This window comes from Streptomyces asiaticus, from assembly GCF_018138715.1.
GTDB lineage: Bacteria > Actinomycetota > Actinomycetes > Streptomycetales > Streptomycetaceae > Streptomyces > Streptomyces asiaticus.
Window position 1 is genome coordinate 990593 of sequence record NZ_JAGSHX010000001.1, and the last position, 20460, is coordinate 1011052.

General features: G+C 65.6%; 17 protein-coding genes and 6 pseudogenes. 9 read left to right on the forward strand and 14 right to left on the reverse strand.

The genetic code is table 11. From position 1 onward, the window contains the following. The first annotated feature begins 15 nt into the window (after positions 1-15). The 3 genes and pseudogenes from KHP12_RS53205 to KHP12_RS04115 all read left to right on the forward strand — a co-directional run. The gene (locus KHP12_RS53205; protein WP_167442587.1) at positions 16-972 is read left to right on the forward strand and encodes a hypothetical protein; all 957 of its coding nucleotides are present in this window, start codon (positions 16-18) and stop codon (positions 970-972) included. A 194-nt stretch (positions 973-1166) separates the two neighbouring features. Continuing rightward, complete coding sequence (locus KHP12_RS04110; protein WP_244202981.1) at positions 1167-1688, forward strand: hypothetical protein; 522 nt, start codon at positions 1167-1169, stop codon at positions 1686-1688. Between the two features lie 759 nt (positions 1689-2447). Next, a pseudogene (locus KHP12_RS04115) lies at positions 2448-3524 on the forward strand (reverse transcriptase/maturase family protein); the annotation flags it as partial. Positions 3525-3555: 31 nt separating this feature from the next. Here KHP12_RS04115 and KHP12_RS04120 read toward each other — a convergent pair. The 3 genes and pseudogenes from KHP12_RS04120 to KHP12_RS04130 form a co-directional block, all read right to left on the reverse strand. Then, positions 3556-4766 (reverse strand): IS3 family transposase gene (locus tag KHP12_RS04120; protein ID WP_211831461.1). Its coding sequence is split into 2 segments (ribosomal slippage): positions 3556-4517 and positions 4517-4766, totalling 1212 coding nucleotides; the frame shifts between segments, so codons are not numbered across the junction. Positions 4767-4837: 71 nt separating this feature from the next. Continuing rightward, positions 4838-4978: pseudogene (locus KHP12_RS04125) on the reverse strand (IS5/IS1182 family transposase); the annotation flags it as partial. A 208-nt stretch (positions 4979-5186) separates the two neighbouring features. Next, positions 5187-5510 carry a putative quinol monooxygenase gene (locus KHP12_RS04130; protein ID WP_086884173.1) on the reverse strand — a complete coding sequence of 108 codons (324 nt, stop codon included), beginning with the start codon at positions 5508-5510 and terminating at the stop codon, positions 5187-5189. 15 nt (positions 5511-5525) lie between these two features. Between KHP12_RS04130 and KHP12_RS04135 the strand changes: the two are divergent. Next, positions 5526-5696, forward strand: a pseudogene (locus KHP12_RS04135) (IS5/IS1182 family transposase); the annotation flags it as partial. A 51-nt stretch (positions 5697-5747) separates the two neighbouring features. Here KHP12_RS04135 and KHP12_RS04140 read toward each other — a convergent pair. The 5 genes and pseudogenes from KHP12_RS04140 to KHP12_RS04160 form a co-directional block, all read right to left on the reverse strand. After that, positions 5748-6556, reverse strand: a protein-coding gene (locus tag KHP12_RS04140; RefSeq protein ID WP_211831463.1) for an IS5 family transposase whose coding sequence is annotated in 2 segments (ribosomal slippage) — positions 5748-6217 and positions 6217-6556 — 810 coding nt in all. Because the reading frame shifts where the segments join, the coding sequence is not laid out codon by codon here. 69 nt (positions 6557-6625) lie between these two features. After that, positions 6626-7057: an SgcJ/EcaC family oxidoreductase gene (locus KHP12_RS04145; RefSeq protein ID WP_211831465.1), complete on the reverse strand. Its 432-nt coding sequence runs from the start codon at positions 7055-7057 to the stop codon at positions 6626-6628. A 4-nt stretch (positions 7058-7061) separates the two neighbouring features. Further along, the gene (locus tag KHP12_RS04150) at positions 7062-7970 is read right to left on the reverse strand and encodes an AraC-like ligand-binding domain-containing protein (protein WP_308289275.1); all 909 of its coding nucleotides are present in this window, start codon (positions 7968-7970) and stop codon (positions 7062-7064) included. An 851-nt stretch (positions 7971-8821) separates the two neighbouring features. Next, positions 8822-9535, reverse strand: a pseudogene (locus tag KHP12_RS04155) (IS256 family transposase); the annotation flags it as partial. A gap of 38 nt (positions 9536-9573) precedes the next feature. After that, a complete protein-coding gene (locus tag KHP12_RS04160) occupies positions 9574-11064 on the reverse strand; it encodes an ISL3 family transposase (RefSeq protein ID WP_308016596.1) in 1491 nt (496 codons plus the stop codon). Between the two features lie 170 nt (positions 11065-11234). Between KHP12_RS04160 and KHP12_RS04165 the strand changes: the two are divergent. Further along, a pseudogene (locus KHP12_RS04165) lies at positions 11235-11948 on the forward strand (IS256 family transposase); the annotation flags it as partial. A gap of 75 nt (positions 11949-12023) precedes the next feature. Here the strand turns inward: KHP12_RS04165 and KHP12_RS04170 are convergent. Continuing rightward, positions 12024-12722, reverse strand: coding sequence for an SDR family NAD(P)-dependent oxidoreductase (locus KHP12_RS04170; protein WP_211831470.1), 699 nt, complete (start codon positions 12720-12722; stop codon positions 12024-12026). 105 nt (positions 12723-12827) lie between these two features. On the opposite strand from KHP12_RS04170, the gene KHP12_RS04175 reads away from it, so the two are divergent. After that, the gene (locus tag KHP12_RS04175; protein WP_372455157.1) at positions 12828-13703 is read left to right on the forward strand and encodes a helix-turn-helix transcriptional regulator; all 876 of its coding nucleotides are present in this window, start codon (positions 12828-12830) and stop codon (positions 13701-13703) included. A 105-nt stretch (positions 13704-13808) separates the two neighbouring features. On the opposite strand, the gene KHP12_RS04180 is transcribed toward KHP12_RS04175, so the two are convergent. Both KHP12_RS04180 and KHP12_RS04185 read right to left on the reverse strand, forming a co-directional pair. After that, positions 13809-14995 (reverse strand): IS3 family transposase gene (locus KHP12_RS04180; RefSeq protein ID WP_211831473.1). Its coding sequence is split into 2 segments (ribosomal slippage): positions 13809-14728 and positions 14728-14995, totalling 1188 coding nucleotides; the frame shifts between segments, so codons are not numbered across the junction. A 353-nt stretch (positions 14996-15348) separates the two neighbouring features. Beyond that, the gene (locus KHP12_RS04185) at positions 15349-16041 is read right to left on the reverse strand and encodes an SDR family oxidoreductase (protein ID WP_208653095.1); all 693 of its coding nucleotides are present in this window, start codon (positions 16039-16041) and stop codon (positions 15349-15351) included. A 176-nt stretch (positions 16042-16217) separates the two neighbouring features. On the opposite strand from KHP12_RS04185, the gene KHP12_RS04190 reads away from it, so the two are divergent. Both KHP12_RS04190 and KHP12_RS52765 read left to right on the forward strand, forming a co-directional pair. Next, a complete protein-coding gene (locus KHP12_RS04190; protein ID WP_086883089.1) occupies positions 16218-17147 on the forward strand; it encodes a helix-turn-helix transcriptional regulator in 930 nt (309 codons plus the stop codon). Between the two features lie 761 nt (positions 17148-17908). After that, positions 17909-18199: pseudogene (locus KHP12_RS52765) on the forward strand (reverse transcriptase/maturase family protein); the annotation flags it as partial. Positions 18200-18211: 12 nt separating this feature from the next. On the opposite strand, the gene KHP12_RS04195 reads toward KHP12_RS52765, so the two are convergent. The 3 genes from KHP12_RS04195 to KHP12_RS04205 are packed head-to-tail and all read right to left on the reverse strand — an operon-like array spanning position 18212 to position 19300. After that, positions 18212-18787, reverse strand: a complete 576-nt coding sequence (locus KHP12_RS04195; RefSeq protein ID WP_086883090.1) for a transposase — start codon at positions 18785-18787, stop codon at positions 18212-18214. Next, positions 18784-18945 (reverse strand): winged helix-turn-helix domain-containing protein, encoded by a 162-nt coding sequence (locus tag KHP12_RS52770; protein ID WP_107471801.1) that lies wholly within the window; start codon positions 18943-18945, stop codon positions 18784-18786. Before KHP12_RS52770 ends, KHP12_RS04195 begins: the two co-directional genes overlap by 4 nt. A gap of 4 nt (positions 18946-18949) precedes the next feature. Continuing rightward, entirely contained in the window at positions 18950-19300 is a 351-nt protein-coding gene (locus tag KHP12_RS04205) for a helix-turn-helix domain-containing protein (RefSeq protein ID WP_143678061.1), read from the reverse strand. A gap of 62 nt (positions 19301-19362) precedes the next feature. Between KHP12_RS04205 and KHP12_RS04210 the strand changes: the two genes are divergently transcribed. Next, the gene (locus tag KHP12_RS04210) at positions 19363-20460 is read left to right on the forward strand and encodes a reverse transcriptase/maturase family protein (RefSeq protein ID WP_281429926.1); all 1098 of its coding nucleotides are present in this window, start codon (positions 19363-19365) and stop codon (positions 20458-20460) included.

Genomic DNA, 20460 nt, shown 5'->3' on the forward strand with positions numbered 1-20460 from the left:
CACGCTCGAGCGCAGGTGCTTCTGCGCAAGCTGGCCGACGCCCGCAGGGTGGAGTCCGTCCTCGTTGTGACCCGGGTGTGCCGCGACATCGCGGACCTGACCGGCGTTGAGGGGGAGATCCAGGCCCAGCTGGCAGCCGCCGTCTCGGACGCGGAGCGCTGGCTGGAGGTCCAGACCGAGGTGCGGCGGGAGCTGTTCTCCCACCTGGAGGAGGCTGTCACCGCACTGAACGCCACGCACGTCCATCAGCTCTTGGTGCGTATGAACGCGACCGCGAGCCACGACCGCACCGAAGCCGAGAACGCCATCGCGGAGGCGGCGGTCGAATGTCTGGATGCCTTCGCGGAACAACGGCAGGCCGAGGCAGCAGCCAAGCGAGCGGAACAGGAGGACAACCGGTCGAAACGAGCAGCTGACCGTGCACAGACACTGCTGGCGACTCTGCAACACCGCGGGACCGATCAGCCTCTGGGGACGATGCGGAAACTGGTGAAGGAACCCGTGCACGCTGCGACAGAGGCCGGTGACCGTATCGACTCCCATCAGCAGAAGCAGAGCACCGCCTGGAAGACGCGGGCGGACATCGGCAGGCCGCTGGCGCAAACTGCCCGCCCGACCTCGGAGCCCGCGCAGCCCGTGGCGCGGTCAAAGCGAAAGCCGCCATCGCACGAGCAGGTGGCGCGGCGACACTGGATCAAGCGGAGTTGCCCGCGCTGCCATGCTGTTGCGGGCAAGGACTGCGTTAAAGGCCGTGGGGGCGATGAGAACTCCGAAGGTCATGACGATAATCACAGTCAGCAGCTCGTCGTTGCGGCTGCGGGCTTGGGTCCGGCGAGGCAGCCGGACGTAGATGATGACCGACAGCAGGAAGGCTACGTTGATCGGCAGCATCACGCGGCCAGTCCTCCCCCTGAGACAACCTCCCAGCCTTCCGATGTAGCCAGAAACCCCTGTCGCGGGCAGCTAAGTTGATGCTGGTTGGCAACAAAGCGCTTCTGTGAGGCCTGGATCACTCGGATGCGCGGGCAGGCCCTGCGGGGCATCCCGGCCAGGCGTGCTGTCTCGGGAGAACGGGGCAGCGGCGGGTGGTCTCGGCGCTGGCGGTACAGGTTCGTCCTCCAAGCCCACCTGGTGCCGCCGTCACGGGATGGCCCAAGCTGGCCCGCATGGATTGGTTGCCACTGCTCTCCACCCTGGCCGGGGCCGCGATCGGCATCGTCGCTACTCTCATCGCCGATCGGAATCGGTGGAAGCGCGAGGATGTCAAAGAAGCTCTTCGCCTGCGGCTCGACATCTACACGCAGTACACCACCACCGTGAAGGTCCTCGGTGAGACCCTGCGAGCCTTGGCCCAGCGAGAGCACCCTTCCGATGACGAGCGGGCCCTTGCGCTGCGCGAAGCCTTTCGGGATTCAGACATAGCCATCGCATCAGAACGGATGTGGCTTATCGCGCCCCAACCCGTCGTCAAGGCCTCCAACAGCGTGTTCCACTGTCTGCGACGCATCTGCTACGGCTACATCGACGGCACTGTTGTCAGCAGTCCAGAGGATCGCGCCCGCTGGGAGGCGCGCGGCAAAGCGGCCGCCAAGATGCGCAAGCTCATGCGTGAAGATCTCGGCGTTGGCCCGCTCACCGAACGCCACAGCCTCCTCCTCAACGACTACGACGACCCCGCCGCGCAGTGATCGGGTTCGTGGCACCAACGTCATGAGAGTGCGACACGAGGTCGCACCAGAGAAGTAAGGACAGCCAGATGAAGGAGAGATGGATGGCTGGACTTCGAGCCAGTATCCAGGCTCGTCCCCGCGCTCACATGCGTCGCTGGCAACGGCGGGGTGTGGAGCTGAGCGTTCAAGCCCAAGGGCGCCTCGGCCATCGAGGGGCCACGGGCGAGGGGAAGGCTGGACGGGAGAAGTGCGCCGTGAGGCGCTCTGTTGTATCCCCGATTCAATCGGGAAGAACTTGGAAGAATGTTCCTGGGCCCAATGGCTAACCTGGAATCGAAAGACGAAGGGGACAGTAGCATGTCAGGAAAGCAGCGACCGCGCGAAGACGTCGAAGCGGGGCGCTGCGGGGCCCGTGTGATAAGGCAAAAGCTAGACTGCTTGAAACCTAATCTCCGATCGGTGAATGTCCGCGCCCACCGGAAAGACGTCTGTAACCGGTGCCGCTCCATGCGTCAGTATCGTTCGCCTGCTGATGCAACTTCCGTGGGGCGGGTGATGCCCTGTGAGGGCAGTCAAGGAGATGAGTGGGTTGCCTAAGTCGCGCTCGGAGGTACAACAGAGACGTACCGCGGGATCACCTAAAGGGTGCGAGCCCCATGGTGACGGAGTGCCAATTGTAGTCGCAGGAGTCACGACCTGCCGGGGAGTCCGGGAAAGCCGGACACAGGGCAAAGTGGCACAGGTGACAGGACCTTCCGGACGCGTGAGGGATGCGTAATGCAGAACGCCGAAACCGTCTTAGAGGTCATTCGTGAGCGCGGCAGGAAGGGTCTGCCGCTGGAACGGCTGTATAGACAACTGTTCAATCCTGAGCTCTACCTATTGGCCTACCGGAAGTTGTACTCGAATGCGGGTGCGATGACTCCGGGCGTCACGGGAGAGACCGTGGACGGCATGTCCTTAGAAAAGGTCGAGAGCATCATCAATATCGTTCGATCCGAGCGGTACCGGTGGGCTCCCGTCCGGCGGACGTATATTCCCAAGCAGAACGGGAAACGGAGGCCATTAGGACTGCCTGGATGGTCGGATAAGTTGCTGGCCGAGGTGGTGCGCATGCTGCTCGACGCGTACTACGACGTTCAGTTCTCCGACCGTTCACACGGGTTCAGGAGTGGCCGAGGGTGCCATACCGCGCTGCGTGAGATAGCAGATACGTGGCAAGGTGTGACCTGGTTTATCGAGGGCGATATTACCCAATGTTTCGACCGACTTGACCATCAGGTCATGATCGAGATTTTGGGTGAGAAGGTTCACGACGGCCGGTTCCTTCGGCTGGTGAGCAACATGCTCACGGCGGGGTATCTGGAGGACTGGAGGTGGCACGCCACTCTGAGCGGTGCGCCGCAAGGAGGGGTGGCAAGCCCCACGCTTTCCAACATCTACCTTGACCGACTCGATCAGTTCGTCGAATCTCAGCTACTGCCGCGATACAACCGAGGTCGTCTACGGAGGACCAACCCTGAGTACAAGAGGGCCGAGAACGCACTCCTGCGAGCGCGGAAACGCGGGGACAAGAAGTCGGTACGTGCGCTGTCACAGGTGCGCCGCGCGTTGCCCAGCCAGGATCCGAATGACCCTGACTACCGCAGGTTATGTTACGTCCGGTACGCAGACGATGTCCTGCTCGGTTTCAGCGGCCCCAAGTCCGAGGCCGTGGAGATCAAGGAGTCGCTTGGCGAGTTCCTGCGTTCGGAACTGAAGCTGGAGTTCTCCGAGGAGAAGACTCTGATCACCCATGCTCGAACAGAGAAGGCTCGGTTCCTCGGATATAACATCGTGGTTCAGCACAGCAATGAGGTTCAACCTCGGGAGTGGACACCGGGTTTCATGCGACGAGTGACAGAGTACGTGACGTCATCAGTTGGTGTTCGAACTCGATTGGTGTGAGGTAGCCGAGGGCGGAGTGCCGGCGACGCCGGTTGTAGTACGACAGCCGGCGGAACAGCTCGAGCCGCGTCTGCGCCTTCGAGGTCCAGCGCCTCCCGTGGAGCAACTCGCGCTTGAGGCCCTGGAAGAATGACTCGGCCAGGGCGTTGTCGTAGCTCGAGCCGACTCGGCCCATGCTGAGGCGGATGCCGTGCCGGCGGCACACCTCGGCGAAGGCGGCCGCACGGTATTGAGCGCCCCTGTCGGTGTGGAAAACGACGCCGGGAATCCGGCCGCCACGGGCAGCTACGGCCATCTCGATCGCGTCGGTGACCAGCGAGGTGCGCATGTGATCGGCGATCGACCAGCCCACCACCCGCCGCGAACAGATGTCGATCACCGTGGCGAGGTAGAGCCACGTCGTGCCGACGGGTATGTACGTGATGTCGCCGCACCACCTGGTGTTCAGCGTGTCTGCGGTGAAGTCGCGCATCACCAGGTCCGGCGCGGGCGGCGCGGTCCTGTCCACGATCGTCGTGCGCTTCTTCTTCCGCAGGTGCCGGCCGATGATGTGGTTGATCCGCATCAGCCGTGTGACACGCTTGCGGTTGATCCGGTGTCCGCGGGCACGGAGCTCGGCATGGACGCGCGGAGCGCCGTAGGCGCCATGGTGCTCGGCGTGGATGGCACGGATCTGGGCCACGGTCCGCTTCTCCTCGGCCTGGCGCTCGGCGCGGGTCGGCTCGGTTGCCAGGTGCCGGTAGTAGTCGGCGCGAGATGTCCCGAGCACACGGCAGATCCGCTTGACGCCGAAGTCGGCTCGGTTGTCGGAGATGAAGTCCCAGCGGCGGGGGCTCACTTCACCTCCCGAGCGAAATAGGCGGCTGCCCGGCGCAGGATCTCGCGCTCCAGGTGCCACTCTTTTTCGGCCTTGAGCAGCCGGGCGTTCTCCGACCGCAGCCGGGCCAGCTCCTCCGCCTGGCTCCCGCCTGCGTCACGGCGTCCGGGCACGGTTTCGGCCTCGGCCTTGCGGACCCACGTTCGCAGCGACTCCGCGGTGATCCCGAGATCCGCGGCCACCGCCGCGTACGTCCGCTTGCCTGCCGCGGCGCGGTAGAGCGCGACGGCGTCTTTCCGGAACTCCTCCGGGTACGGAGACTTGCGTCCCACCTGGACATCCCTCCCTGGACCATCAAGATCCATTGTCAGGGTGTCCACTCCAAAGGATCAGCCTCAAGACCGTTGTCGCAGGCGAGTTGGGCAAGGCGAGTGCCGTCGATGAACCAGCGCGGGAATAGCACTGCCTGGCGGAAGCAGCCCAGCGCACGCCTGCCCCTGCGGATTCCGGCCGCGATGCGGTGATCGTGCAGCAACCGGGCCAGATGCTCGGCAGTGGACCACTTCACATTGAGCACGGCGGTGTATGTGACACTGATCGACACGTGAGGCCCTTCGGTCAGAACAATCCGTCGCAAGATCGTTCCCACCAGCGGACCTACTCCTGCCCGGACTTGAGGACCGCACGGGCGGCAGCGCAGGCCCGCGATCACAGCGAGCAACGGGGCGTTACCGGGAAAGGCTCAATGATGCTCAAAGCGAGTTGAGCACAACTACTGTTCGGGGTTTCGCATACATCGCCTCCGTCGCCGCGAGGTACTTCTCGAACATCGGCAGCTTGAGAACTTCGGTGACATACTCAACGCCACTACGCCACCGCTCTGTCAAGATCACCGTGCCCGGCTCGTCAGCGACCTGGCCAGCTTCCAACACGAGGCACGCCTCAAGGGCGCGAGCTTGCGGCAGGATCTCTTGCAACGCGGCCTGGTACTCGCCCCACCGGCCCGGGTTGATGTACAGGGTGTTGATCATCATTACTTCGCCGTCGGTAATCCCGGCAGGCATCTCTTCTGCCACCACTGCTCCTTTCATCGGTACTGGGTTGCCAAACGAAGTATTGGTTGGATCATGCTGCACCGGCGTCTCGCCCGAGACTACGCGACCCTGCCCGCCGGCTCCGAGACCATGATCCACGTCGCCTCGGTCGACAACCTCACCAAACGCATAACGGACGAGACGACACCGGCCTGGCGAGGAGCTTAATTGGAGATAAGGGGCAATCCACCTATATCAAACGCCCATTTGCTGGTCATTTCAGAATGAGGTTCGGAGTCGTCTCAAGCAGATGATGCTGCAGGCGAGTTGGAGCAGTCCGAGGTGGAGGTCTGCTCGTATCTCGTAGCGAATCCGCAGGCGTTTGAACTGGTGGAGCCAGGCGAAGGTTCGCTCGACGACCCACCTGGTCTTGCCCAGGCCGGATCCGTGGGCGGTGCCCTTGCGGGCGATCTTCGGCGTGATGCCGCGAGCGCGGAGGAGCCGCCGGTATTTGTCGTAGTCGTAGCCGCGGTCGGCGAACAGCCGCCGTGGTCGGTGACGTGGCCGGCCCACCAGGCCGCGGATGCGGGGGATCGCGTCCACCAGGGGCATGAGCTGGGTGACGTCGTGACGGTTTCCGCCGGTCACCGACACTGCAAGGGGCGTTCCGTGCCGGTCGGTGATCACATGGTGCTTGCTGCCCCGTCGGCCGCGGTCGACCGGCGAAGGTCCGGTGTGAGCCCCCCTTTGAGGGCCCGGACGTGCGAGCCGTCGACCGCGGCGTCGTCCATGTCCAACAGTCCGGCCGTGCGGAGTTCTGTGAGGAGGATTGCGTGCAGGCGGGGCCAGACGCCGGCCTCGGTCCAGTCCCGCAGACGCCGCCAGCACGTCACCCCACTGCAGCCGATCGTCTCGGTCGGCACGTCCGCCCAGGCCACACCCGTGCGCAGCACGTAGACGATCCCGCGCGGAGCCGCACGGTCATCCACGGGCAGCCGACCGGGGTACCGCCGACGCCGCGGCCGGCGAGGCGGGAGCAGCGGAGCGACACAATCCCACAGATCATCAGGCACAAGATCATCCGACACTCGCAGAACTCTGCCGCCCACCAGCCCAACTGCCAAGCCTGTGAACCAAACTCATTCTGAAATGATCAGTTAGGCGTTCAGGGCCTCCAGGGCCACCATGCCGTCCATGGTGAGCAGACGGGCATTCTCCATGGCCGTGACTATCCAACGGTCTTCCTGCCAGACCATCACAAGGAGTTGCATGACGAAGCGTGTCGGTGGCGGTTCCTCCTCGCCCGGCATGAGGATGCCCACGCGACTGTGCACCACGCCGACACCCGGGCTCACGACCCGGGCGAACAGCACCTCGCCCTGGACCAGCCGAGAGCCTTTCATCACCGTCGTGAAGGCCACCTCCTGCGCCGCGACCATGTCGGCGCGGCTGCGGTAGATGCTCCCCTCGAGCTCTGCGACCAGGGCGTCCTCGGCGAAGTCGGCGAAGAAACCGACAGCGTCCCCACGGTTCCACGCCTCGTACATCCGCCCCGGAACGGCACTCATCGACTCGACCGACTGCTCCATGCAATCACCTTTCCACGATGGTTTCGCCACCATCATCACCGGGCCATCCGGTGTGGACCTTGACTGTCTGTGCACGGTTGTTGGACATCAGCGTCGCGGCGCCGCAGCCGTACGTCGCTTTGAAGAGCCTGCTGAAATGGGCGGGATCGGCGAACCCCCAGCGCGCGGCGACAGCCGCGACCGTCCGGTCACCGCGCAGCAGATCGGCGCGGCACCGCTCCAGGCGGCGCCGACGGATATGGGCCGCGACCGGCAATGCCTGATCTTCGAAGAGTTTGTGGAGCCGACGGACGGAGATGTGGTGCGCCGCGGCGACCTTGGCCGGGGCGAGGTCCTGATCGGACAGCCGGGCTTCGATGTAGCCGAGGATCCGGCCACGCAGCACCTCGTCGGAAGCTGAGCGCACGTCGTGCAACTGCGACTCCAAAGCCACCGAGATCAGCTCGATCACCGCGGCCCCCGACCGATGCGCCTCGCCGGCACGGAATCCGGTCAGCGACCGGTTCATGTCCCGCACCAATGCGGACACCAACGCTCCTGGACCCCGGTCGCCCTGAATGCGCACGCCTGCCAGACGGTCGGCGTCACCGGGGCGGAGCCGCAGCTCGCGCCGGGACACCAGCATCGTCACGTGAGTGCAGGCGGTACTGGCGTACCGCACCGGCCGCGCCGGGTCGACGAGGACCATGTCGGCCGGGCCGAGTTCGGCGGTGCGGCCACCCTGCTCGACGCGCGCTCGCCCGCGCGTCACCAGTTCGACCTGCCACAGAGCCTCGTCCTCGGCACGGGCGCAACGAGCATCCCGGAAACACTCGCCCGCAGGAGTGATCAGCTCGATCAGCCGCAGAGGCCCGAGCTCGCGCGCCATGACGCCGGCCCGGAAATCACCGCCGTCGTGCCGCTTGCTCAGCACGGGCGGCAGTCCGCTGACCGCGAGTGCGTCCTGGAAGGTCTCGATGTCGTTGAGCACCCGTCCCACGGTAGCCCGGACCGGTGCCAGCCCCCCCCTCGCCACCCCCGGGCCCGGCAGCCCTGACGGGCCGCGCCGTATCGGAGGGGTCCCGTTGAGAGCGTTTGGCGGCGTCGCTGTCGGGGCTTGCGCTGTCCGGGGTGTCCGGGGCAGGAGCTGCTGCTGTCTTCATCGTCGGCAATCAGGCTGGTTCGGTAGCTCCCCTGCTTGGGGGCGTTGTGCTTCTGATCATGGCAATCAACGGGTCTCCTCTCACGCGAGCGCGCTACCAGGACTACGAGCTGTTTGTGCCGCGGCCACGGCGTCAGATCGTGGCGACCATTGATCACGACTCGCCGGAAGAGGCACGGCAAGTCCTCCAGGTCTTGAACGCCGTGGATCCCGGGGCCTCCCGAGACCCTCTTGCAGCTCAGGTCTCGGCGCTGGTTCTAGAACACGAGGTTGTTGTCTACCGGCTGACCAGCCTGTATCCCTCAACTCTGTTCGCTGGCGGGCCGGGACGTGGGTGTGGTGCGGATGCCGTCACCCCACAGAGCACCGGTGTAGTTGGCGGCACCAGCAGCGGCGGATCGTGACTTCCAGGGTGGTGGGTCACCCCCGAACGGTCGTGCGCCAACCGCCGAACCAGGGTGTCGCGCGGTAAGCTTCCGGCCCCGCATCCATCGGCCACGAGCACGTCCGGGCCGAACTGCTCGGCGGCGGCCGACCGGCCGTGGGGCAGAGCGAGGAAGACGACGTTGTGCCCTGCGAGAACCGGGTCTGTCCAATCAACGGCTGATCTTGGTTGTTGAGGTTCAGTGGCTGGTGGTGGGAGTGAGGCGTCCTTCGAAGGCAATCTGGAAGGCGTTCAGCGGTGCCTTCCAGCGCATCGTCCAGCGGCGCCGGCCCTTGCCGGTCGGGTCCAGGCTCATCAGCGCCATGTAGACGCATTTCAACGCGGCGTTCTCCGACGGGAAGTGTCCGCGAGCCCGCACGGCCTTGCGGATGCGGGCGTTTACGCTCTCAACCGCATTCGTGCTGCATATGACCTTGCGGATCTCGACGTCGAAGGAGAGGAAGGGCACCATCTCGGCCCAGGCATCGGACCACAGCTTGATCACCGCCGGATACTTGGTGCCCCACTTCTCGGAGAACTCCAGGAACCGTTCGGTCGCGGCGGCCTCGCCCGGCGCGGTGTAGACGGGCTTCAAGTCTTTGGCGACCTTGTCCCAGTCCTGCCGGGCGACGTAGCGGATGCTGTTCCGAATGAGGTGAACTATGCATGTTTGCACCACAGTTCGGGGCCAGACCGTCTCCACCGCGTCCGGCAGGCCCTTCAGGCCGTCGCAGACGAGCATGAGGACGTCCTCGACGCCGCGGTTGCGGAGTTCGGTGAACACGCTGAGCCAGTGCTTTGCTCCCTCGCCGCCGTCGCCGGCCCAGATCCCGAGGATGTCGCGGGTGCCCTCGACGGTGACGGCCATGGCGAGATAGACCGGACGGTTGGCGACCTGGCCGTCGCGGATCTTGGTTCTGTCGACGATCTTGTGATCCAGTGGGGATGGCGTCACCGTGCGAGCAGGACGCGTTTGCGGAGGAGATCGAGGCCGGCACGGCCGAACATCTGGCGTTTCAGCATCTTCAGCCGGTTGATGTTGCCTTCAACAGCGCCTGAACTATGCGGCAGGGACAGACCGTTGCAGACGGCGTCGAAGTCGCGGCGGAGGTTGCGGGCGAAGCCCGCAAGCGGAGCCAGGGTGTCGCGCTCGACGCCGGCGATCCACTCCTCGAGCCGGTCGCCGTGGCGTGTGGTCATCATGACGGCGAACTTCCTGACGTGGCCGGTGAGCCGGTCCAGCTCGGGGTCGCGCTCACGCAGGCGGTGCAGCTTGTCGGCATCGCCGTCGCGGAGGTGTTCGGGATGGGTCATGATCCATGAGGTGACCTCGCGGACCGAGGGAGGCTTGGGACCGACGGCGGGTGCGTGTCCGCGCCCGGTGCGGTAGCGCCGCAGATGACGCTGGACGGCCAACTCGCCTCCGGGATAGCCGAGTTCCTGGATCTCCCGGTGGAGCTGTGCGGCATTTCTGATGCCTTCGTTCCATCGTTGGTGCAGGTAGCCGACGTACGGGTCGACGACATGCGCCCGCTGCAGGCTCTTGGCTACGACATCATCAGCGGAGCGGGCGTTGACCAGCTTGCGGACGGTGGCCTGGTGCAGCCCGCGCTTCCGGCCGATCGCCGCCTTCGACATCCCCTGTGCCCACAGCTCGTGGGCGGCGGCATGCTGCTCCCGCAGCCGGGTCACGATCTTCAGCTCCTTCGACGACTGCACCACCTCGGGCTCCGCTCCCAGGTGGCTGGGGCCGTCCTCCGCTGCGGCAAGCGGTTCTGCCAGGCGGGAGCGGTGGGCGTTGACTGTCTTCTCGACCGCCTGGCCGAGGTTGGCCCACAAGTGATATCGGTCCGCGACCTGCTGGGCCTGCGGCGCACCGACCCGCGCGCCCTCCCCGTAGCCACTGGAGCGGTCCCGGCAGATGACCTTCACTTCGGGATGGCCTTGGAGCCAGGCGGCCAGGTCCTCGCCCTCGCGACCGTCATAGAGATGCAGCGGCCGGTGGGTGGCCATGTCGATCAGCACCGTGCCGTAGTGGCGGCCCTTGCGGAAGGCAAAGTCGTCGACACCAAGCACCTCAACTTCGCCGATCTCCGGCTCGGGCAAGGACCGGACCATCCGCAGCAGCGTGTCCCTGCCCACGGTGATGCCGACCGCGGCCGCCAGGCGGGCCCCGGCCCGGCCGGCCAGCGCCAATCCGATCTGCATCAACAGCCCACGCAGCAAAGGGGTATAGCGGCCGTGCGGAGTCGTCAGCCCCGCGATCTGCTCGGCGAACGTCACTGCTGCGCAGGCGGAATTCTCACAGCGGAAGCGACGTATGTGTAACTCGATCACAACACCGAGACCGCCCACAGCGGCATCACGCAGCTTGCGTACATACCCGCCGTGCACCCGCGACGAGCTGTGACCGCAATGGCAGGACCCCGTCGTCGACCGCACTCGTGCCCGCAGTACTACCTTGTCCGGCCCTCGCTCGACCTCCTCGATCAGCAGCGCGGACAGGTACGGAAACAACTCGAGGAGCACATCACGAGAGCACCCGATGCATGATCGCGAACAGTCGGCGCAACCCGCTCAACCGTCCGGATCACAAGATCGTCGACAGAACCAAGATCCGCGACGGCCAGGTCGCCAACCGTCCGGTCTATCTCGCCATGGCCGTCACCGTCGAGGGCACCCGCGACATCCTCGGGATCTGGGCCGGCGACGGCGGCGAGGGAGCAAAGCACTGGCTCAGCGTGTTCACCGAACTCCGCAACCGCGGCGTCGAGGACGTCCTCATGCTCGTCTGCGACGGCCTGAAGGGCCTGCCGGACGCGGTGGAGACGGTCTGGCCCCGAACTGTGGTGCAAACATGCATAGTTCACCTCATTCGGAACAGCATCCGCTACGTCGCCCGGCAGGACTGGGACAAGGTCGCCAAAGACTTGAAGCCCGTCTACACCGCGCCGGGCGAGGCCGCCGCGACCGAACGGTTCCTGGAGTTCTCCGAGAAGTGGGGCACCAAGTATCCGGCGGTGATCAAGCTGTGGTCCGATGCCTGGGCCGAGATGGTGCCCTTCCTCTCCTTCGACGTCGAGATCCGCAAGGTCATATGCAGCACGAATGCGGTTGAGAGCGTAAACGCCCGCATCCGCAAGGCCGTGCGGGCTCGCGGACACTTCCCGTCGGAGAACGCCGCGTTGAAATGCGTCTACATGGCGCTGATGAGCCTGGACCCGACCGGCAAGGGCCGGCGCCGCTGGACGATGCGCTGGAAGGCACCGCTGAACGCCTTCCAGATTGCCTTCGAAGGACGCCTCACTCCCACCACCAGCCACTGAACCTCAACAACCAAGATCAGCCGTTGATTGGACAGACCCTCGTCGCCCGAAATAGTTGACCCGGCACCGCTGGTGTCAGGACCAGGCGATCTCGCCGTGGCGGTCGATGAAGCGTCCGGTGCCGGCGCCGGGCTTCTCGGTGGCGAGGGCGACGATCGCGTCTGTGCCCTCGGTGACGGTTTGGGGGCCACTGTGACCGTTGAGGTCGGTTGCGGTGTAGCCGGGGTCGGCGGCGTTGACGCGGATGCCCTTGAGGCCCTTGGCGTACTGCGTGGTCAACATCGTCAGCGCCGCCTTCGAGGAGGCGTACAGCGGCACGACGACGTGCGACTCGGACCGGGCGGGGTCGTGGGTGAAGGCGAGGGAGCCCATGCCGCTGCTGACGTTGATGATCACGGGGTCGTCCGAGCGGCGCAGCAGCGGCAGGAAGGCGGTGGTGGTGCGGATGACGCCGATGACGTTGACGTCGAGGACGGCGAGGGCGTCGGCGGCGGTGAGGTCGCTGGGGTCGCCGAAGGGTCCCTGTACCCCCGCGTTGTTGATCAGGACGTCGATCCTGCCCTCGTGCTCGGAGACATTCGCCGCGGCGGCGGCCACGGACGCGTCGTCGGTGACGTCGATGGGGACGTAGCGTGCGCCGAGCGCGGCGGCGGCCTCCTCGCCCCGCTCACGGTCGCGGGCTCCCAGGAGAACGGTGTGACCGCAGGCGATGAGGCGGCGGGCGGTCTCGCGGCCGAGCCCCTTGTTGGCTCCGGTGATGAAGGTGATCGTCATGCCTTCGATACTCGCCCCGACGGCGGAGACGGACCAGGGACGATTCGACGGTGGGAAGACCAGTACCACCTTCGGGTCCCCACCCGCGACCGGGGATGCGGGAGGATGGAGAGCATGTCGACGACACCCAGAACCGGACTGGGCGCAATGATCCGCACGTGGCGGGACAGACTGCCTCCGTCGGCCGCCGGGCTGCCGGTGGCCCGCGGGCGCAGGGCAGCGGGGTTGCGGCGTGAGGAACTGGCCGACCTGGCCGGAGTGTCGGTCGACTACATCGTGCGCCTGGAACAGGGGCGGGCCACGACACCCTCAGTGTCGGTGGTGGCGTCCCTGGCACGCGCCCTGCAGCTGTCCACCACCGAGCGGGACCACCTCTACCGGCTGGCCCAGCTCGCACCGCCGGCGGACGGCACGATCTCCGACCATCTCCCGCCCGGCATGCAGCGGGTACTCACCCGCCTCGGAGACGTGGCGGCTGCCGTGTTCGCGGCGGACTGGCAACTGGTGTGGCGGAACCACGGGTGGGCCGCCCTGCTGGGCGACCCCTTGGCCTCACCGCCACGGCTGCGCAACTTCGCCCGCGACAGGTTCCCAGTCAATGCCGGTTCAGCCCGCCTCGCGCTGTGGCCGGTCACCGAGGCGGACGCCGACGCCACCGACGCAGCCGTCGTCTCCGACCTGCGCCGCGCCACCGGCCGCTTCCCCCGGGACAGCCGCCTGGCCAGGCTGATCCGCGACCTGAACGCGGGCAACAGGCGGTTCGCCGAGTTGTGGGCGAAGGGAGAGGTGACCGCGAACCGCGAGGTCCGCAAGACGGTCGACCACCCGTCGGTGGGCCCGGTCACAGTGGACTGCGACGTCCTGACCGACGGCGACACCGAACTCAAGATCGTCATCATGACCGCCGTACCCGGAAGCGAGGACGAGACCAAACTCCAACTCACCGCCATCGCCGGCCCACCGGCCACCACGCACAACTGATCCCACTTACGAAATCGATCGACCCGCTCTATCTGAGCGGCGCCTGTCGCACTATACGGGTCATGGCTGTCACGGGGCTTCACCCTTGATCGTGGACACCGGTTGTTATGCGGCGGTGGTCAGCGTAGTTGATCGCTGTTCGTAAGTGATCGGGCTGATCTGGCCGAGGCGGGAGTGCCTTCGTCTGGTGTTGTAGCGAGTCGCCCATCGGAAGACCGCGAGCCGGGCCTCGCGGGCCCCGTTCCACCGTTTTCTCCCCTGGAGCATCTCTCTTTTCATGGTCGCGTTCAGCGATTCTGCGGCGGCGTTGTCCGCGCTCGTGCCCACCGCGCCGCGTGATCTGATCACGCCGAGCTCGCCGCAGACCTGGGCGAACTCCTTCGAGACGTATTGCGACCCGTTGTCGCTGTGGAAGATCGCCCCGCGCAGGCCGTCGGCACCCCGGGCCGCGGCCGCGGCCGCGGCCTTGAGCGCGTCGGTGACCAGCTCGGTGCGCATGTGGCCGGCGATCGACCAGCCCGCCAGTCGTCTTGAGGACAGGTCCAACACCGTTGCCAGATAAAGGAATTGGCCATTGCCCACCGGCAGGTAGGTTATGTCGCCCACGTAGCGAGTGTTCGGCGTGGTCGCGGCGTGGTCGCGCTGCAGGAGGTCCGGCACCGGCGTCGCAGAAGGTTCGGGGATGGTGGTGCGGACCTTCTTGCGCAGGTGGAGCCCGACGATGGTGAACCTCCTCATGACGCGTGCCACCCGCTGGTGATTGATCCGCTCGCCGCCGTCCCGGAGCTCGGCGGTGACGCGCGGGGCCCCGTAGGTGCCGTCGGATTCCTGGTGGATTTCGGTGATGCGCTCAGCGAGCTCGGCATCGGCCCGTGCCCGGCCGGCCCGCGCTTGCGCGCCGGCCAGGTGTCGGTAGAAGCCGGAACGAGAGACCTGCAGCATCCGGCACAGCCGCTTGACGCCGAAGGCGCCACGGTGATCGTCGACGAACTGGAAGCGGCTGCTCACCAGCTGGTCTCGGCCGCAAAATACTTCGCGGCCCTCCGCAGGATCTCCCGCTCGAGCTCGAGTTCCTTCACCCGCGCCCGCAGCCGACGGTTCTCCTTCTCCATCGCGGAGGCCTCCACGGCCTCAGGCCGGGCGGCCTGATCGGCGTCCCGCACCCACGTGCGCAGCGTCTCGTGGTTGACGCCCACGTCCTTGGCCACCGACGCATACGTCCCACCCGGGCTGGCGTGGTACAGCGCGACGGCATCGGCCCGGAACTCAGGCGAGTACTTCGACGTCCCCAACGGGCACTCCTGTCCTATGGATCATCACGATCCAATGATCAGGGTGTCCACGCTCAAGGGGTAGGGCCCGTTGTTCAAGTGGGACTGTTTGAGGACAAGACCGCTCTCGTCGCCGGGGGCAGCACCGGAATCGGCCTAACCAGTGCCGTACGGCTCGGGGCGTGAGGTGCGCGGGCGTGTTCCGGTCCGGTGGACGTTGCTACGCCTTGCGTCCGACCAGGGAACTACGCCCGCGCCATGCCATCGGCTCGCATCTCCGCGCTTGCGGACCGGTCAGACCGGATCCACCCGTGACAAAGACATGCAAGGAAGCTCCGAGAGACCGAGCGGCGCCTTGCGACAACCGAGCGCGGTCAGGTGGGCTGGCCCATGGGCCGGATGGTCAGGGTGTTGAGGTCGACGCCCGTCGGCTGGTCGAGGGCGAAGCAGATGGCCTCGGCGATGGGCTGGGGAGGCAGGGCGAAAGGGGGAACGTCGGCGCCTTGCCAGAAGGGTGTGTCGATCATGCCGGGGTTGACCAGGGTGACGCCGATGCCGCGGGTCGTGGCGTGCAGGCGCAGGTTCTCGGCGAGCCCGGTCGTGGCCCACTTGGTGGCCGAGTAGAGGTTCCCGGGAGAGTTCTTCAGCCCGGCGACGCTGCCGAGGAGCACCAGCCGTCCGCCGGTGGCCTCCAGGTGGGGCAGGGCGGCGTGGGCCAGCAGGGCGGGGCCGAGGACGTTGGTGAGGACCATGGACGACCACCGGGTCGGGTCGCCGTCCCCGATGGAGTCACCGGTCATGAATCCGGCGTTGGCGACCGCCGCGTCGAGGGCCCCGAAGTGCTCCACGGTGCGGGTCACGACCGACTCGGTGGCCTCCCAGTCCGCCGCGTCCGAGACGAGGCCCAGCAGCCGGTCGGGGTGGCCGGCGTCCTCGAGGAAAAGCTTCAGTTTGCTCTCGTTGCGGCCGGTGACCACCACACGGTGACCGCGGTCGAGGAGCAACCGCGCGGTGTGGGCGCCGATACCGCTGGTCGCGCCGGTGATCAGTACGGTCTTGCTGGCCATGGTCATGCTCCCGGGGTGTGGATGATGGACCGGCGGACGGCGGCCCGCCATGAAAGAGGGCCGTTCAAGTCCGCCAACCCAAGGAAATCGGCGCCGTCAGAGGCGGACAAGGTCGCGTTTATGGGGGGCATAAACGCAACCTCTCTATCGGCCGGACCCATGGATACCCTGGACGAATGGAACCTCCGTCCGAAAACCACACCGGTGATCCCACCGACAACCGCTCGGAGATCCGCGACTTCCTCATCAGCCGACGCGCCAAGCTCGCCCCGGAGCGGATCGGACTGCCCACCAGCCGGCGCCGCCGGGTTCCGGGACTGCGGCGCGAGGAGGTCGCGGCCCTCGCCGGCGTGAGCACCGAGTGGTACACACGGCTGGAGAAAGGCCACATCGGCGGTGTCTCCGAGGACGTGCTGGAAGCGGTCGCGCAGGCACTGCACCTCAATGAGGACGAACGCACCTACTTGTTCGAGCTGGCCAGAGCGGCTCGCCCCACCCGCCGCAGACCGAACCGCCGCAAGGACGTCAAGATCCCGTCCTCCGTCCAATGGATGGTGGACTCCATGACCATGGCCCCCGCCTTCGTCCGCACCGGCCGTCTGGACATCGTCGCGAGCAACGCGCTGTGCAGGTCCCTCTACTCACCGATGTTTGACAGCGACACCACCGGCGACCGGGGCTGCGCCAATTTCCCCCGTTACTTCTTCCTCGACCCGGGCTCCCAGGACTTCTTCGTCGACTGGGAGGAGGGTGCGAGGGCCACGGTCGCGGTGCTCCGCGCCGAAGCCGGACGCGAACCTCACGACCGGGCCCTGCGCGAGCTTGTCGGCGAACTGTCCACGCTCAGCCCCGACTTCCGAACCATGTGGGCCAGCCACGACGTCCGAATCCGTCACGAAGGCGTCAAGCGGCTGAACCATCCCGAAGTCGGCCGCGTGGAGATGACCTTCCGCGATCTGAATCTGCCCCTGCCGCAACGGGCCGTACACGACCTGATCATCTATACGGCCGAGCCGGGCACCCCCTCGGAGGACCGCCTCAAACTCCTCGCCAGTTGGACAGCACCGCAGACCTCACCCACGGAACCAATCCGCCCGCCCAGCTGACCTCACGCGTTCCTGAGGTGGCTGTCCAGGGAACGATTAGAGAAACACGAAAGTGCCCTTGACCTGCCACGACAGGACTCGCTGAGGATCCTGTCGACTGCAGGGAAAGGAGCACTTCGCAGATGAAGGTGCGATACGAGGCTGCGTGCGGGGAGTGGACGCTCTTGGAGAAGCCCGAGGACCTCCTGTTCCGCCCGGAGGCGACAAGCAAGGGGAAGGCTGGACGGGCGAAGTGCGCCGTGAGGCGCTCTGTTGTATCCCCGATTCAATCGGGAAGAACTTGGAAGAATGTTCCTGGGCCCAATGGCTAACCTGGAATCGAAAGACGAAGGGGACAGTAGCATGTCAGAAAGCAGCGACCGCGCGAAGACGTCGAAGCGGGGCGCTGCGGGGCCCGTGTGATAAGGCAAAAGCTAGACTGCTTGAAACCTAATCTCCGATCGGTGAATGTCCGCGCCCACCGGAAAGACGTCTGTAACCGGTGCCGCTCCATGCGTCAGTATCGTTCGCCTGCTGATGCAACTTCCGTGGGGCGGGTGATGCCCTGTGAGGGCAGTCAAGGAGATGAGTGGGTTGCCTAAGTCGCGCTCGGAGGTACAACAGAGACGTACCGCGGGATCACCTAAAGGGTGCGAGCCCCATGGTGACGGAGTGCCAATTGTAGTCGCAGGAGTAACGACCTGCCGGGGAGTCCGGGAAAGCCGGACACAGGGCAAAGTGGCACAGGTGACAGGATCTTCCGGACGCGTGAGGGATGCGTAATGCAGAACGCCGAAACCGTCTTAGAGGTCATTCGTGAGCGTGGCAGGAAGGGTCTGCCGCTGGAACGGCTGTATAGACAACTGTTCAATCCTGAGCTCTACCTATTGGCCTACCGGAAGTTGTACTCGAATGCGGGTGCGATGACTCCGGGCGTCACGGGAGAGACCGTGGACGGCATGTCCTTAGAAAAGGTCGAGAGCATCATCAATATCGTTCGATCCGAGCGGTACCGGTGGGCTCCCGTCCGGCGGACGTATATTCCCAAGCAGAACGGGAAACGGAGGCCATTACTGAGGTTTTCGTTAGTTCTGTGGTGGTTGAGTATGGATCGTCAGTCCCGTGTGGGTGAGGAAGGACCACGGGAGTTGTCCATCGGAGGAGACCCGGTGGATGCCGCGTTCGGTGGCATCGGCGACGTCGGCGAGGTGGTCGCCGGTGAGGTTGGCCAGCTCGCGTGTTTTGATCGCCGACCACAGCAGTTCCACCGGGTTCAACTCAGGTGCATAGGCGGGCAGCCGTTCCAGCGTCAGCCAGTCCTGTCCGGCCACCCAGGCGCGCATGTCCCGGCTCCAGTGCGCGGACAGCCCGTCCCACACCAGCACCACCGGCTCACCCGCATAGAACGCTTTGACCTGCCGCAGCACGTCGATCAACGCCATGGTGTCGTAGCTGCCCGGCTTAAGGTGGAAACACAGCCGCGGACCACGGCCGGCGTCCGCGGCGTGATATCCCAGAGCGGCGGCCATCGAGGCGCGTTTCCAGTTCAGCCGGTGCCGCAACGTCGGGGTCCGGCCACGGGGCGCGTAGGTCCGGCGCACCTGGGGCAGCAGCGACACACCCGATTCGTCGAAGAACACGATCCAGGCACGTTTCTTCACCGCCCCCTTTTGATGCGGGGCCACTCATGGGCGATCCACCGGGCGATCTCGGACTCGTCCCGCTCGACCGCCCGGCGCTGGGGACGCTGCAGACTCCACCCCAGCCGCCCGGTCAGCAGCCGCCACACCGACGCCCGCGCCAGCTTCACCCCACTCACCCGCTCAAACCACCAGCCCGACCCGCTCCAAGGTCCATAAATCGGCCTCGAACCCGTGCGCCTGGGCACCCTGCTCCAACGCGGCCCGCACCTGCTCGACCTGGGCGTCATCAAGCTTGGGCGGCCGCCCCGTGGCCGGAGACCGCCGCAGCGCCGCGGCCCCGCCCTGTTCCCACTGGCGCTTCCATCGCCGCACGCTCTCGGGACGGACCCCCAGCATTCCCGCGATCTGCGCATGGGGACGCCCCTGCTCGAACAACTCCACCGCCCGCATACGTCGAGCCTCGGCCAACTGCGGTCGCGTCAGCGGCGGAACGGAGACTTCGGAAACAACAGACTGAAACTCGGAAGGCACGCCAAGATACTCACACCGCAAAGCGCCCTACACCCACAGAACTAACGAAAACCTCAGTAGGACTGCCTGGATGGTCGGATAAGTTACTGGCCGAGGTGGTGCGCATGCTGCTCGACGCGTACTACGACGTTCAGTTCTCCGACCGTTCACACGGGTTCAGGAGTGGCCGAGGGTGCCATACCGCGCTGCGTGAGATAGCAGATACGTGGCAAGGTGTGACCTGGTTTATCGAGGGCGATATTACCCAATGTTTCGACCGACTTGACCATCAGGTCATGATCGAGATTTTGGGTGAGAAGGTTCACGACGGCCGGTTCCTTCGGCTGGTGAGCAACATGCTCACGGCGGGGTATCTGGAGGACTGGAGGTGGCACGCCACTCTGAGCGGTGCGCCGCAAGGAGGGGTGGCAAGCCCCACGCTTTCCAACATCTACCTTGACCGACTCGATCAGTTCGTCGAATCTCAGCTACTACCGCGATACAACCGAGGTCGTCTACGGAGGACCAACCCTGAGTACAAGGGGGCCGAGAACGCACTCCTGCGAGCGCGGAAACGCGGGGACAAGAAGTCGGTACGTGCGCTGTCACAGGTGCGCCGCGCGTTGCCCAGCCAGGATCCGAATGACCCTGACTACCGCAGGTTATGTTACGTCCGGTACGCAGACGATATCCTGCTCGGTTTCAGCGGCCCCAAGTCCGAGGCCGTGGAGATCAAGGAGTCGCTTGGCGAGTTCCTGCGTTCGGAACTGAAGCTGGAGCTCTCCGAGGAGAAGACTCTGATCACCCATGCTCGAACAGAGAAGGCTCGGTTCCTCGGATATAACATCGTGGTTCAGCACAGCAATGACCGAATCACCCGTGGACGGAGATCGGTCAACGGTGTCGTCGGGCTGCGTGTCCCCGAGGAAGCCATCACGCGAAGAAGCGCCTTGTACATGCGGCGGGGTGAACCCGCACATCGGCCTCAGATGCTGAACGATCAGGATTTCACGATCATCAGCAAATACCAGGCCGAGTATCGAGGTGTGGTCCAGTACTACCTTCTGGCCTCCAACGTCTACCGCCTTGGCAGGCTGCGGTGGGTCATGGAAACCTCGCTATTGAAGACCCTGGCTTCCAAGCACCGCGCCACGGTTTCCGCGACGGCCCGTAAGTACTAG